Origin of the sequence: Bulleidia sp. zg-1013, assembly GCF_019798045.1 — a bacterium.
GTDB lineage: Bacteria > Bacillota_I > Bacilli_A > Erysipelotrichales > Erysipelotrichaceae > Bulleidia.
Genome location: NZ_JAGXEX010000001.1, coordinates 199,772 through 213,898, shown reverse-complemented (window position 1 = coordinate 213,898; position 14,127 = coordinate 199,772). Strand labels below are relative to the sequence as shown.

Sequence of the window (14,127 nt, the reverse complement as noted above, 5' to 3'; positions counted from 1 at the left end):
AAGAATATTCATTCCCTAATCAAATAAGGCAAAGATATTTTGGTAATTGTGGATACAAGCCTTGATATTTGGATGATGAAGGTTTCTTAATTGAGGGGAATCAATCGCAATCACATCGGCTCCTATTTCTAAGGCGGCTTTAATGCCATGGATAGAATCTTCAAAAACAAGTACTTTATCACTAACCTTTAAATTTTTCATGGCTTGTTGGTACATTTCTTTCTTATTCGCATAGCTACCATCATCGTAAATAATGCTTTTAGGATCCATCCATTGATCTAAGTGAAAATGCCGAATGTAAAAATCAATATTATCTTTGATGGAAGCTGAAGCAATGGTAAAAGGAATATTCTTGTCTTTTAAATAATCCAATAATTCAGGCACACCATCCACTAGTTGAAAAGAAGAATCAGCTTCAACATAGGAGCGATATAAAGCTTCTTTTTTCTTTGAAAGATTAGTGTATTCTTCATCACTATAGCGATTTCCCGTTAAGCCCTTTAATAAATCAATGTTCGCTAGTCCCCAATACTTTGTTAGAATGGTTTCTAATGTAATAGGACCACAATTTAAGCTTTGTGAGATTGTATCCCAAGCCTTGACATGTAAATCCGTATCAAATAGTAAAGTTCCATTAAAATCAAAAATCACTGCATTATATTTCATAAATACTCCTTGTTTACACATCTATCATACAAGTAGAGAGATAGAAGAAGCAATCCCAAAAAAAGTTGGAAGAATTTAGCACTTAATAGTTGACAGTGCTAAACGAATGGGATACGATACTAGCAGATATTCAATTAGAGTGCCAATAAGGAGGTGATGTTGGATGCTAACGCCAAGAAGAATTCAAATCTTTAAAGCCATCGTGGATGAGTTCATCAAAACCGCCGAACCGATTGGATCCAAAGCCTTGCAAGAAAGGTATCACCTAACTTATTCCAGTGCAACTATTCGTAATGATATGCAGGTATTGGAAGAAATGGGTTATTTAGAAAAGACACATACGAGTAGTGGTCGTATTCCTAGTACCATGGGTTATCGTTTCTATTGCGAAACTTTATTGGATGAGTCCAATTTGGATAAGCGCATGGAAGTTGCTGTTCATGATGCCTTTGAAGCATCACTTATGAGTGTAGATGAAGCGATTCGTCAAAGTTGTGAAATTGTTTCAGAAATGACTAACATGACGGCTGGAGCAATTGGACCAGATGCTTCAAAACAGCACTTAGAACACATTAAATTATTCCCGTTAGATGAAAGAAATGCAGTTTGTGTCTTTATTACTGATCAAGGGCATACGGAAACAAGAAACTTTCATTTCAAGCAATCCGTTTCCATTCAAGACTTAGAAACCACAACCGATATTTTGAATCGTCGCTTAAAAGGTGTCGCTTTAACGGAATTGGCTTTAAGATTAGAAGAAATTAAGCCAGAGCTAAATGCGGTTGTGCAAAGGCATGATGTTTTATTTACTGCGTTTCTAAGAGCTTTCATTCGTTTCGCAAACGATACCGTTTACTTCTCTGGGAAAGATAAGGTTTTTTTCCAACCGGAATTTGAAGACATCAATAAGATGAAAAAATTGATGGGTATGTTTGAAGATGAAAGCATCTGGAAACAAATGGATGAAAATGCGAATGCGGTTGCTCTTACAACAAGGGGCGGTTCGCAATTAACTTGGGTGAATGATTTAGCGATTGTCCGCTCAAAGTTTCACTTGAATGATGAAGACAGCGGGGAATTAATGGTGGTCGGTCCTAGTCGTATGGAATATGACAGGATTGTGCCACTGCTGGATTATGTGGCACGCATGATTGAAGAGGCCTATCGAAAGGGAGATGACCATGACTGAAAAAAATGAAAATGTAGAAGAAAAATTAGAAGAGAAAGTAGAAGAAAGCCCGGTTGAAGAAGAAGTTGAATTGAGTGCAGAAGAAAAGCTGCAAGCTCAAGTCATAACTTTAGAAGAACAAGTGGCTATCTTGAAAAATGAATATGCAAAAGCCTATGCGGATGCGGAAAACATGAAGAAACGTTTACAAACAGATTTTGAACAAAGGACAAAATTCCAAATGGCAAATTTTGCGAAAGAATTATTACCGATTTTAGATAACTGTGAAAGAGCCTTGGCGCAAGAAACACAAGATGAAGCCTATCGCAAAGGTGTGGAGATGATTTATAGTCAACTTCAAAACACTCTAGCGAAAGAAGGTGTTCAAGAAATTGATGCTTTAAATCATCAATTTGATGGTAGCTTCCATCAAGCTTTAATGAGTGAAGCTAAGGAAGGTGTTGAACCAAACATAGTGATTGAAATATTGCAAAAAGGTTATATGATTAAAGATCGATTATTAAGACCGGCAATGGTTAAAGTTTCAGAATAAGGAGGACTAGAATATGAGCAAGATTATTGGTATTGACTTAGGAACAACGAACTCTTGTGTCGCTGTTATGGAAGGTAAAGAAGCGAAAGTAATCGCTAATCCAGAAGGGAATCGAACAACACCATCGGTGGTTGCGTTTAAGAATGGGGAAAGAATTATTGGTGATGCGGCGAAGCGTCAATTGATTACCAACAAGGAGACGGTTTATTCCATTAAGCGTTTAATGGGAACCAATGAAAAAGTAACTTTAGAAGGCAAACAATATACACCACAAGAAGTTTCAGCAATGATTTTAAGTTACTTAAAAGATTACGCAGAGGCTTACTTAGGTGAAAAAGTAGAAAAGGCAGTTATTACGGTACCAGCTTACTTTAACGATGCCCAACGCCAAGCAACCAAAGATGCTGGTAAGATTGCCGGCTTGGATGTTTGTCGTATTATCAACGAACCAACTGCTTCCGCTTTAGCCTATGGTTTGGATAAAGATAATGATATGGAACAAAAGATTTTGGTGTATGACTTAGGTGGTGGAACATTCGATGTTTCTATTTTGGAAATTGCAGATGGAACATTTGAAGTTCTTTCAACCGCCGGTGATACAAAATTAGGTGGTGATGACTTTGATAATCGCATCATGGATTGGTTAGCGGATACTTTCAAGGCTGATAATAACATCGACTTGAGAAACGATAAGATGGCACTTCAACGTCTGAAAGAAGCTGCTGAAAAAGCGAAAAAGGATTTAAGTGGTACATTACAAACACAAATTTCCTTACCATTTATTTCGGCCGGTCCTTCCGGTCCATTGCATTTAGAAGCAACTTTAACGCGTGCTAAATTCAATGAATTAACCAAAGATTTAGTGGAAAGAACAATGGTTCCGGTTCGCCAAGCCTTAAGTGATGCAAAATTAAGTAAGAATGATATTCACCAAGTTCTATTGGTTGGTGGTTCAACTCGTATTCCGGCTGTTCAAGATGCGGTTAAGAATGAATTAGGCAAAGAACCTAATAAGTCAGTGAACCCAGATGAGGTGGTAGCTTTGGGAGCTGCTATTCAAGGCGGCGTTATTTCCGGGGATGTTAAGGATGTCTTATTGTTAGATGTCACACCATTGAGCTTAGGTATTGAAACATTGGGCGGTGTAATGACGGTCTTAATTCCTCGTAATACAACGATTCCAACTTCAAAGAGTCAAGTATTCTCTACGGCAGCGGACAATCAACCGGCCGTGGATATTAAGGTTTTACAAGGGGAACGCTCAACAGCAATGGATAATAAGTTATTAGGAAACTTCCAATTGGATGGGATTCCTCCAGCTCGTCGCGGTATGCCTCAAATTGAAGTCACATTCGATATTGATGTCAATGGTATTGTTCACGTAACGGCAAAGGATAAGGCTACGAATAAGGAACAGTCCATCGTGATTAAAGATTCTTCCGGTTTAAGTGAAGATGAAATTAACCGTATGGTGCAAGAAGCTGAAGCTCATAAAGCCGAAGATGATAAGTTCAAAGAAAATGTGGAATTAAAGAACAAGGCGGAAATGTATATTAACCAAATTGATGAAACCTTGAAGCAAGATGTTCCAAATGTAACAGCTGAACAAAAAGAAGAAGTTCAAAAGCTGAGAGATGAATTGAAACAAGCTATTGATCAAAATGATATGGATTCTTTAAAGACACGCTTAGAAGCATTGGAACAAGCAATGAATGCGGTCAGTCAAGCGATGTATCAGCAACAATCGGCTTCCCAAGCGCAACAAGATGCCAGTCAATCCACGGATCACAATAACGATGATGTCGTAGACGCTGACTTCGAAGAAAAGAAATAAGCAGAAGCGGAAGTTAGACTTCCGCTTTCCTTTAGAAAGGTAGGCAATATGGCCGATAAAAGAGATTATTATGAAGTCCTAGGTGTCGCTAAATCAGCCAGTGCTGATGAAATCAAGAAAGCGTATCGCCACTTGGCGAAGAAATACCATCCTGATGTGAACAAAGAGCCGGGTGCAGAAGAAAAATTCAAGGAAATCAATGAGGCCTATGAAATTCTTTCCGATCCATCCAAGAAACAAAGTTATGACCAATTTGGTTTTGCGGGTGTTGATCCCAATCAAGCCGGTGGTTTTAGTGGTGCCGGCTTTGGTGATTTTAGTGATATCTTTGGTTCCTTCTTTGGCGGTAATGGATTTGGTTTCGGTTCTGATTTTGGCGGTTCATCACGGCAAAGAAATCGAGCAACGAAGGGGGAAGACCGTTATATGCGCATCAATCTTTCCTTTATGGATGCTTGTTTTGGTAAGAAAGAGACCTTGAATTTAGAGGTGGATGAAACCTGTACCCATTGCCATGGAAGTGGAGCGGAAAAGCCAAGTGATGTGGAAACTTGTCCAAGATGTCATGGTTCAGGAAGAGTGATTGGTGTTCAACAAACCATCTTTGGTACGATGCAAACAGAAACAGTTTGTCCGGAATGTTCGGGTACGGGTAAGAAGATTCGCAAAGCTTGTCATCATTGTCATGGAGCAGGCTATACCCATGAAAGAGAAAGTGTGGATATAAGTATCCCGGCTGGTATCAATGAAGGTCAATCCTTACGTATTAGCGGTAAGGGTGAAAGAGGTAGAAATGGTGGTCCAAATGGTGATTTATACCTAGAAGTCCATGTTCTTCCTCATAAACAATTCTTAAGAGAAGGTCGTAACATTCATCTTGAAATTCCAATTTCAGCTGTGGATGCGACTTTGGGTTGTGAGATTGAGGCGCCAACCATTCATGGTGATGTGAAGATGAAAATTCCGGCGGGTACACAAGATGGCACGAAGTTACGCTTACGATCCAAAGGTGTTCCTGATGTGCGCAGTCGGGATCAATATGGTGATCAAATTTGTACAGTTAGGGTTCAAGTGGATCAACACTTAACCAAAAAAGAGAAAGAGCTTTATCAGCAGTTGGCGCAAATCCAACATTCTGGAAAAGGGGATACCCTTTGGGAAAAGTTCAAGAAACAGTTCTCTTAAGGAGGAATGGCTATGAATATCGAACAAATGACAGAAGCTCTTCAAGAGCTTCTTTCTCTTTCTATCGCTTTAGCCCAAAAGCTAAAGCATCCGGAAGTTCAATGCTTGCATTTTTTACAAAGCGTAGTCGATGAACATGACTTTGATTCTTTGTGGGCTGATTTGGGCATTGATAAAAGAGGGTTTATTCAAGAAATAGCGGATGCTCTGCATAAAGTCGCAACGGTAGAAGGAAATTATGAACCACGCTTATCTCAAGGTTTGTACCAAGCTTTTCAAGCCGGACAAACTTGGGCCAAGCAACAAGGTGATCAATACTTAAGTCAAGGAGCAGTGTTAGTCGGGCTTTTTCAAGGAAATGATTACTTTATTCAAAGTTGGTTAAAGAAACATCAATTAAGTGCTACTCAGATTGAAGAGGCAGAATTGAAAAGAAGAGGGGGTGTTAAAATGGAAGAAAGAACATCGGAAAGCCAAGTAGAAGCTTTAAAGAAATATGGTCATGACATTGTTCAAGATGTGAAGGATGGAAAAATTGATCCAATCATTGGTCGTGATGAAGAAATCCGCCGTGTGATGGAAATTTTATCTCGTAAAACAAAGAATAATCCCGTTCTGATTGGAGAACCGGGGGTTGGTAAAACAGCTATTGTGGAGGGATTGGCTTGGCGTATTATGAATGGTGATGTCCCTTTAGGTTTACAAAATAAGAAGCTTATTGAACTCGATATGGGAGCCTTAATTGCCGGAGCAAAATATCGTGGTGAGTTTGAAGAACGATTAAAGGGTGTATTGAAAGAAGTGAAAGCCGCTGCAGGTGAAATTATTTTATTCATTGATGAAATTCATAATTTAGTAGGAGCCGGTAAAACAGAGGGATCCATGGATGCGGCGAACTTATTGAAGCCAATGCTAGCAAGAGGGGAACTCAAGTGCATTGGAGCGACCACCTTTGATGAATATCGTTTATACATTGAAAAAGATAGAGCTTTGGAACGTCGTTTCCAAAAGATTATGGTTAATCAACCATCGGTGGAAGATACAATTTCTATTCTGCGCGGTTTAAAAGAACGTTTTGAATCGCATCATGGTGTCCGTATTAAAGATGAAGCGATTATTGCGGCCGCTACTTTATCTAATCGTTATATTACGGATCGTTTCTTACCCGATAAAGCCATTGATTTAGTTGATGAAGCTTGCGCAACCATTCGTGTGGAAATGGATTCCATGCCGGCCGAATTAGATGAACTATCGCGTAAAATCATGACCTTACAAATTGAAGAAACTTCTTTGAAGGAAGAAAGTGATGCGAAAGCGAAAGGGCGTTTAGAAGAAATACAAAAAGACCTCTCTAATTTATCGGAAGAACAGACAGCATTAATGAGCCAATGGAAAGAAGAAAAAGCAAAGGCGGATGAGGTCAAACTAGCGAAGGAACAATTGGAAAAAGAAAAGTTGGCTTTAAATCAAGCACAAAATGAAGCTAATTACGAGCAAGCCGCTAAATTAAAATATGAAACTATTCCTAATTTAGAAAAGAAAATTCAAGATGCGGAAGAAAATAACCATAACACTTTAATTCAACAGGATGTAGATGAAGATATGGTGGCTAAGATTGTATCCAATTGGACACATATTGAAGTTTCTAAACTTTTAAGCACGGAAAGACAAAAGGTGCTTCATTTAGCGGATTATTTGCGTCAAAGAGTGATGGGGCAAGATGAAGCCTTGGCATTGGTCAGTGATGCCATCTTAAGAGCAAAAGCGAATATTCAAGATGAACATCGTCCGCTAGGTAGTTTCTTGTTTTTAGGACCAACAGGGGTTGGTAAAACCGAAGTCGCAAAGGCTTTAGCTGAACAATTATTCGATGATGAAAATAAAATCATTCGTATTGATATGAGTGAGTATATGGAGAAATTCTCTGTTTCACGTTTGATTGGGGCGCCTCCCGGCTATGTTGGTTATGAAGAAGGTGGTCAATTAAGTGAAGCGGTTCGTCGTAATCCTTATTCCATTGTCTTACTAGACGAAATTGAAAAGGCTCATCCAGATGTTTTCAATATTCTGCTGCAAGTTTTAGACGATGGTCGCATCACGGATTCCAAAGGAGTTACAGTTGATTTTAAAAACACCATCATTATCATGACTTCCAATCTGGGCAGTCAATACGCTTTCCAAGAAGGAAACCAAGAGGAAAATTATCGTCGTGAAATACAAACTCATTTTAAACCAGAGTTTATTAATCGTATTGATGACATCATTATTTTCCATTCTTTAGATCAAGAAGTATCCAAGAAGATTGCGATGAAGTTCTTATCCCAACTACAAGCTCGTCTAGCGGATAAGGATGTGCAATTAGAAGTAACGGATGCCGCAAAAGAAAGAATTGTGGCGGTAGGAACGGATCAAGAATATGGAGCTAGACCTATGAAGCGTCATATTCAAAAAGAAATTGAAACCAGAGTGGCTCGTGTTCTTTTAGAGAATATAGATGTACAAGGAAAGAAAATTATCGTAGATGCGGATGTGTCCGGTTATCAAATTCATTTGCAAGGGTAGTTTCAAAAACTACTCTTTTTTGGTACATTAGTAACAGAAGTTAGAAAGAGGTTTCTTATGAATAATGATACATTTCAATGGGCAATGGTATCGGTCTTCGGTTTTTTGGCTGTGTATATGGGTTATTTGAATTTTCGTTGTGCCTCTAAAGTTAAAATAAAGGATAGACAATGGACCATCATTCGTACCTTAGTATTGGTAATTGCACTTTTAAGCAGTTTGGAATTTTTTGCCGGTTTTTCTGTCTTATTGCTTATTCGTTATATAGTTACTTTAGTTGCCTGCTTAATTTTCTTTTTCAGCCATGATGGTGTTGGGAATGAGGGTTTCGTTTCCGGCTCTTATTTCTATCCATATCAGGATGTGAAGGCTTATGATGTGTATAAACAAGCTAAGCGTTTTACGGTTATCTTTATTATCCAAGAGGAAAATCGCAAGCGTAAATTTGAAGAATTGACACGTGAAGTAAACTTTGATTTAAAGAATCAGAAAGCAGTAGAACAATTATTAAAAGAGAAAATAGGGAAAAAATATCGTCGTCTAAAGAAACAATAGGAGCTACTTTCTAAAGTAGCTTTTTTGGTGCTTGACTATTTTCGGGAATAGGCTATTATTAAATAGTCAAAATGACTATGAAAAAGATATTGAATGAGAAAGGAGAAAGCTTAGAAGAATTTCTCCAACGTTATGATAGTTCGCACTATGAAAAAGCCAGTCAGACAGCTGATTGTCTTGTTTTTACCGTGGATGAAGGAAAGTTGAAAGTCCTTTTAATTCAACGAAGAAACCATCCTTTTATTCATGATTGGGCAATGCCCGGCGGCTTTCTAGATATGAATGAAGATTTAGATGGGGCGGCTTTAAGGGAACTCAAGGAAGAAACCTCTTTGTCAGAGAATATTTACTTTGAACAGCTTTATACCTTTTCTAAAGTAGACCGGGATCCACGAACACGAATTATTACAACCGTATATTTAACGATGGTACCACCATCTTCTATCCCTTTAGCTATGGCGGCAGATGATGCCTTAAATACGACTTGGTTTGAAATTAGAAAAAAAGTGGAAAGTGTGGATGATGAAAAGAGAATTTCAACCTTGATGTTGGAATATGAAGATATTTCCATTCGTTACCAAATATGCGATACGGTAAAGGAAAATTACATTCAAACAAGTTCTACATTATTAAGCAAGACTAAATTAGCAGGGGATCATTATAAAGCCATCAATCGAGCTATGGATTATTTACAAGATCGGGTGATGAGTGATGGACTTTTATTTCACTTGTTACCAAAGAATTTCAGTTTGAAAGCAGCCCAATTAGCTTATGAAGCTGTTTTACATAAGAAAGTGGATACACCAAATTTCCGGCGAGATATACGTAAGTATGTGACCGATATTCAACGTTTTGCAATCCAGAAAGGAAGAAGAGTTAAATTATATCAATACAATCCATTAACGAAATGGGGGAGGAACTTGAAATGAAACGATGTTTGGTTGTGGTCGATATGCAAGTGGATTTTGTGACAGGGAATTTGGGCACAAAAGAAGCAGTTGCAATTCTAAAGGTTGCTAAAAGAATTATTCAAGAGCCTTATGATGAAATTTATGTGACAATGGATACGCATGATAATCAGTATTTATCCAGTAATGAAGGTCGTCATTTACCGGTATTTCATTGCGTAAAAGATAGTCCCGGTTGGCAATTAGAAGCTTCAATTGCTGAAGAATTAAATAAGAAGTCTTTTATAAAAATTGAAAAAAGGCAATTTGGTAGTTTTGAATTGGTAGAAGCGTTAAAGAAAAGCCAACCGGATGAAGTGGATTTTATAGGTATTTGTACCGATATTTGTGTTTTAAGTAACGCTATTTTAGTGAAAACCGCTTTGCCTGAAAGTACGATTTCTGTTTATGAAAATGCGACAAGTGCCACAAGTCCCTTATTGAAAGAAAAAAGTTTAGAGGTCTTAAAAATAAATCAAGTGGAAATAAAGGAGTTCCCATTATGACAAATATTCAAGTAAACGCATATATTCCGGATGAAGATTATGATAATCCAGCGATGGTCACTGACTTTTATGAATTCTCAATGGCAAATTCATTGTTCCTACATGGCTATAAAGATACTGTTATGGTCTTTGATATGTTCTTCCGAGAAAATCCTGATGACTTAGGCTATTCTATTTCAGCCGGTCAACATAAGTTATTACGCTTTTTAAAAAATTATCATTTCAACAATCAAGATATTCAATGGCTACTTTACAAGGGAATGAGTGCTGAATTCTGTGACTATTTAAAAACATATCGTTGGAAAGGCGATGTGTATATGTTACGAGAAGGAACGGTGTGCTATCCACAAGTACCAATGGTACGGATTGAATGCGATATGGTGGGAGCTATTTTGATTGAAACGTATTTACTTCAAACCATGAACTTTCATAGTTTAATCACCACTAAAGCCACTAAGATTACAGGTTTAAGCACCAATCATGAACGCAATGTTATGGAATTTGGTACGAGACGTGCCCAAGGAGCTTCAGCCGGTAATGATGGAGCTTATGCCTCTATCTTAGGTGGTTGTATTGGTACAGCAAATTGTTTGGCGGAAATGAAGTATGGTCCTGATGTACCGGCAGTAGGAACGATTGCTCACTCTTATGTGGAATTCTTTCCAAGTGAATACGAGGCCTTTGAGGCTTATGCTGAAACTTACCCAGATAATGTGTCCTTATTGCTGGATACTTATAGTATCTTTAATTCCGGTCTGCCAAACTTAATTAAGTTGGATGATGCCATGATTGCGAAGTATCCAAATGATCCAAATAAGCGTGTCAAAGCAGCACGTATTGATTCTGGCGATTTAGCCCGTGGCTATAAGAAATTAAGAAAAGCTTTGGATGGGGTTGGTAAGAGCTATATTAAATTAGTGGCTTCCAATTCTTTGGATGAAAAGAAAATGTCAAATATGGAATTGTATGAAGGAGCGAAGTTTGATGCCTATGGGGTTGGTGAAAAGTTGATTACCTCTGCTACAGATCCGGTTTTTGGTGGGGTTTATAAGTTGGTTGCTATCAAGAATGAAGATGGAACTTACACACCAAAGATGAAATTCTCTGATTCAGCTTCAAAAGCCATTATTCCGGGTAAACTAATGGCTTGGCGAGTATTTGATGAAGAGGGGAAGGGACAATGTGACATCATTGCTTTAGACGATGAAGTTTTTGAGAATGGTCAAGAAATTGAAGTGGTGAATTTAGATCCGGATGCATTAGAACCGATCATTCGTATCACTCCATTTCACATTGAAAGAATTTTAGTTCCACATATGATTCAAGGGGAAATAGTCTTGGATTTACCGGATATTCGTGCTAAAAAAGAATACATTCGTGAACAACTTCAATATCGTGTTTGGGAATCAGAATTAAGAACTGAGTTACCGCATCGCCATTATGTGGATTTAAGTCCTAAATTAGCTAAATTACGTGCTGATTTGTACGAAAAATTATACAAGGAAGCAGGAAAATGAAAGCTCTCTTATTTGCCGGAGCCTTTAATCCAGTCACAAAAGCTCATATTGAGTTAGCCAAACTATCTTTAGAACAAACCAAAAGAGACTGTGTTATCTTTTTACCCAGTCAAAGTCATTACATTGAACAAGATCAACGAAAAGATTATGCCTTAAGTGCCAATCAACGTTTGGCTTTATTAAGAAAGTGCCAAGAAAATCATCCATGGATGAAAATATCCACCTATGATTTAGAACAAGAAGAACAACCTCGTACTTATCAAAGTCTTAAAGCCTTAAAACAAAAAGGCTATGATTGTGCTTTACTATTGGGAGACGATCAATTTTTAAAAATGGAAAGTACTTGGTTGAATGTCGATAAGATTGCCAAAGAATTTGGGATTGTTTGCTTGGAAAGAGAAAAAAATGTTTTAGAAGAAATGAAAAATTCTTCTTTCTTGATGGCTTTAATGCCTTATGTAACAATCATTAAAAGTCCCAATTGGTCAAAAACTATTTCTTCCAGCCGGGTGCGTCTTTGGCTTCAAGACCAACATCAACACAGAAAAGAATTGGAAGAAGTGTTGCCTTTTTCCTTAGCGGTATTACAGGAGGTGTTATGAAAAATCCTTTTATAAAAATGGCGAGTGTTTCTTTGGAAACAGCTTTAGGAAATGTGATGGAGAATGTTCGTCAAATCAAGCAATCCTTACAAGAAACCGATGCGAAGCTGGTGGTCTTTCCCGAGCTTAGTTTAACGGGGTATAGTCTAGGAGATTTATTTCATCAAGATGGTTTATTAAAAGAAGTGATTTTCGGCTTAGAGGAATTAAGAGTATTTAGTCAAAGTTATCCGCAACAACTCATGGTGGTGGGAGCTCCTTTAATGAAAGAGAATCGTTTGTACAATACAGCTGTTTTTATTCAAGATGGTGAATATAAATTAGTAGTTCCAAAAACTTTTTTGCCGAATTATCATGAATTTTATGAACTACGTTGGTTTGCGAGTGGAATGGATGTGGATTGTGATTTCATCATGATTGGAAAGGAAGAAGTTGCCTTTGGTAAACATTACTTGTTAAAGGATGGTGAAATTAAGATTGGTTGTGAAATTTGTGAAGATCTTTGGGTAGTAAATCGTCCATCTAATGCCTTGGTCGAAAATGGCGCAAATGTGATTGTGAATTTATCCGCCTCCAATGAAATGATTGGTAAAGCGAAGTATCGCCGTCATCTTGTCCTTCAACAAAGTGCAATTGGTCATTGTGCTTATATTTATGCTTCAAGTGGATTAGGAGAAAGCAGTACAGACCTTGTGTTTTCTGGTCATTGTATGATTGCCGGTGAAGGTCATTTATTAAAAGAAATGATTTGGCCATTAAAAAGAACTATCTTAGAAGCTATTGTGGACATGGATAAGATTATCGCAAGTCGTCGTAGTCTAAATACCTTTGGAAATGGTTTATTATTTCCTTCTATTGAAGTGGATTTAGGACAAGTAGAAGAAAGTGTTGAGGAGATGGTTTCTTTCTTGCATGAAAATCACTATGATGTGAATCCATTCCCCTTTGTGCCAAGGGAAAAGAAGGAACGTTTAGAAAGAAGTCGTGCTGTTTTGCAAATGCAGTCAAGGGCTTTATTTCAACGCTATAAAGCAACCGGCTTAAAGACAGCAGTCATAGGTGTTTCAGGTGGTTTGGATAGCACGTTAGCTCTTTTGGTTCTTCATGAAACAAGGAAGCTTTATCCAGACTTAAGAATGATTGGTGTAACGATGCCTTCATATGGTAATACAACTAATTATACTTATCAAAATGCCTTAGATTTAATGGAAGCTTTAAACATTGAAGTAAGAGAAATTCCCATTCAAGAAATGGTTCAGGAACATTTAAAAGCCATTGGTCATCCAACTAGTTACCAAGGGGAAGGAGATACAACCTATGAAAATGCTCAAGCGAGAATGCGTACGTATCTATTGATGGATATTGCCAATCAAGAGAAGGGCTTGGTGATTGGTACCGGTGATCTTTCAGAACTGGCTTTAGGCTGGTGTACGTATAATGGTGACCATATGTCGATGTATGGGGTAAATAGTTCCATCCCCAAGACTTTAGTGAAGTACATATGTGAATCCTATGCTTTAGAAACGGAAAATAAAGCTTTATCGGATGTCTTGCATAGGATTGTGAATATACCAATATCACCAGAATTAACCCCAAATCAAAATGGTGAAATTGTGCAAAAGACAGAAGAAGTAATTGGTAAGTATGATTTGAATGATTTCTTCTTATATCACATGATTCGTTTTGGAAGTAGTGTAAAGAAGTTAGTTACGTTAGCGATGGTAGCCTATCCTTCGCAAAGTAAAAAGGAGATTAAGCTAGCTTTAGAGCGTTTCTTAAAGCGTTTCTTTAGTCAACAATTTAAGCGTTCTTGTTTACCGGACGGACCAAAAGTGGGCACGATTTCCTTATCACCAAGAGGGGATTGGCGCATGCCAAGTGATGCAAGTGGGGAAGTTTGGTTGAAGGAATTAAATTGTTTATAAATTTTTCTTTCTATCTAGTCAAAAGAAGTGAAATCTGCTAAAGTACTGGTAAGGTCCTTTAAATTGACACGAGAGGTCAGTAAGGAAAATGGAAATATGTCATTTAT

At 37.8% G+C, this 14,127-nt stretch carries 12 protein-coding genes; 11 read left to right on the top strand and 1 reads right to left on the bottom strand.

The annotated features are described in order from the left end of the window. Nucleotides 1-15: 15 nt before the first annotated feature. Nucleotides 16-666, bottom strand: a complete 651-nt coding sequence (locus tag K7I92_RS00980) for an HAD family phosphatase (RefSeq protein ID WP_203245520.1) — start codon at nucleotides 664-666, stop codon at nucleotides 16-18. A 163-nt stretch (nucleotides 667-829) separates the two neighbouring features. On the opposite strand from K7I92_RS00980, the gene hrcA reads away from it, so the two are divergent. The 11 genes from hrcA to K7I92_RS00925 all read left to right on the top strand — a co-directional run bounded on the left by hrcA (nucleotide 830) and on the right by K7I92_RS00925 (nucleotide 14,020). Continuing rightward, complete coding sequence (gene hrcA, locus K7I92_RS00975; RefSeq protein WP_220281690.1) at nucleotides 830-1,855, top strand: heat-inducible transcriptional repressor HrcA; 1,026 nt, start codon at nucleotides 830-832, stop codon at nucleotides 1,853-1,855. Next, nucleotides 1,848-2,387: a nucleotide exchange factor GrpE gene (gene grpE / locus K7I92_RS00970; RefSeq protein WP_220281689.1), complete on the top strand. Its 540-nt coding sequence runs from the start codon at nucleotides 1,848-1,850 to the stop codon at nucleotides 2,385-2,387. The genes hrcA and grpE overlap by 8 nt, the downstream gene beginning before the upstream one ends. A 13-nt stretch (nucleotides 2,388-2,400) precedes the next feature. Then, nucleotides 2,401-4,221, top strand: coding sequence for a molecular chaperone DnaK (dnaK, locus tag K7I92_RS00965; protein ID WP_203245523.1), 1,821 nt, complete (start codon nucleotides 2,401-2,403; stop codon nucleotides 4,219-4,221). Nucleotides 4,222-4,269: 48 nt separating this feature from the next. Further along, nucleotides 4,270-5,406, top strand: coding sequence for a molecular chaperone DnaJ (gene dnaJ / locus K7I92_RS00960; protein ID WP_203245524.1), 1,137 nt, complete (start codon nucleotides 4,270-4,272; stop codon nucleotides 5,404-5,406). A gap of 12 nt (nucleotides 5,407-5,418) precedes the next feature. Further along, entirely contained in the window at nucleotides 5,419-7,968 is a 2,550-nt protein-coding gene (locus tag K7I92_RS00955; protein WP_203245525.1) for an ATP-dependent Clp protease ATP-binding subunit, read from the top strand. A gap of 57 nt (nucleotides 7,969-8,025) precedes the next feature. After that, nucleotides 8,026-8,523 carry a DUF5673 domain-containing protein gene (locus K7I92_RS00950; protein WP_203245526.1) on the top strand — a complete coding sequence of 166 codons (498 nt, stop codon included), beginning with the start codon at nucleotides 8,026-8,028 and terminating at the stop codon, nucleotides 8,521-8,523. A gap of 77 nt (nucleotides 8,524-8,600) precedes the next feature. Next, a complete protein-coding gene (locus tag K7I92_RS00945) occupies nucleotides 8,601-9,452 on the top strand; it encodes an NUDIX hydrolase (RefSeq protein WP_220281687.1) in 852 nt (283 codons plus the stop codon). Continuing rightward, nucleotides 9,449-9,976, top strand: a complete 528-nt coding sequence (locus K7I92_RS00940) for a cysteine hydrolase family protein (RefSeq protein ID WP_220281686.1) — start codon at nucleotides 9,449-9,451, stop codon at nucleotides 9,974-9,976. Before K7I92_RS00945 ends, K7I92_RS00940 begins: the two co-directional genes overlap by 4 nt. Next, nucleotides 9,973-11,493, top strand: a complete 1,521-nt coding sequence (locus tag K7I92_RS00935; RefSeq protein WP_203245529.1) for a nicotinate phosphoribosyltransferase — start codon at nucleotides 9,973-9,975, stop codon at nucleotides 11,491-11,493. Before K7I92_RS00940 ends, K7I92_RS00935 begins: the two co-directional genes overlap by 4 nt. Continuing rightward, nucleotides 11,490-12,095 carry a hypothetical protein gene (locus tag K7I92_RS00930; RefSeq protein ID WP_220281685.1) on the top strand — a complete coding sequence of 202 codons (606 nt, stop codon included), beginning with the start codon at nucleotides 11,490-11,492 and terminating at the stop codon, nucleotides 12,093-12,095. Before K7I92_RS00935 ends, K7I92_RS00930 begins: the two co-directional genes overlap by 4 nt. Further along, nucleotides 12,092-14,020, top strand: a complete 1,929-nt coding sequence (locus tag K7I92_RS00925) for an NAD(+) synthase (protein ID WP_220281684.1) — start codon at nucleotides 12,092-12,094, stop codon at nucleotides 14,018-14,020. The genes K7I92_RS00930 and K7I92_RS00925 overlap by 4 nt, the downstream gene beginning before the upstream one ends. The last annotated feature ends 107 nt before the right edge of the window (nucleotides 14,021-14,127 follow it).

Excerpts from the sequence above, each read along its gene's own strand:
- K7I92_RS00980 (WP_203245520.1), bottom strand. The coding sequence starts at position 666 with ATGAAATATAATGCAGTGATTTTTGATTTTAATGGAACTTTACTATTT.
- K7I92_RS00955 (WP_203245525.1), top strand. The coding sequence starts at position 5,419 with ATGAATATCGAACAAATGACAGAAGCTCTTCAAGAGCTTCTTTCTCTT.
- grpE (WP_220281689.1), top strand. The coding sequence starts at position 1,848 with ATGACTGAAAAAAATGAAAATGTAGAAGAAAAATTAGAAGAGAAAGTA.
- K7I92_RS00950 (WP_203245526.1), top strand. The coding sequence starts at position 8,026 with ATGAATAATGATACATTTCAATGGGCAATGGTATCGGTCTTCGGTTTT.
- K7I92_RS00935 (WP_203245529.1), top strand. The coding sequence starts at position 9,973 with ATGACAAATATTCAAGTAAACGCATATATTCCGGATGAAGATTATGAT.
- K7I92_RS00925 (WP_220281684.1), top strand. The coding sequence starts at position 12,092 with ATGAAAAATCCTTTTATAAAAATGGCGAGTGTTTCTTTGGAAACAGCT.
- hrcA (WP_220281690.1), top strand. The coding sequence starts at position 830 with ATGCTAACGCCAAGAAGAATTCAAATCTTTAAAGCCATCGTGGATGAG.
- K7I92_RS00945 (WP_220281687.1), top strand. The coding sequence starts at position 8,601 with ATGAAAAAGATATTGAATGAGAAAGGAGAAAGCTTAGAAGAATTTCTC.
- dnaK (WP_203245523.1), top strand. The coding sequence starts at position 2,401 with ATGAGCAAGATTATTGGTATTGACTTAGGAACAACGAACTCTTGTGTC.
- K7I92_RS00930 (WP_220281685.1), top strand. The coding sequence starts at position 11,490 with ATGAAAGCTCTCTTATTTGCCGGAGCCTTTAATCCAGTCACAAAAGCT.
- dnaJ (WP_203245524.1), top strand. The coding sequence starts at position 4,270 with ATGGCCGATAAAAGAGATTATTATGAAGTCCTAGGTGTCGCTAAATCA.
- K7I92_RS00940 (WP_220281686.1), top strand. The coding sequence starts at position 9,449 with ATGAAACGATGTTTGGTTGTGGTCGATATGCAAGTGGATTTTGTGACA.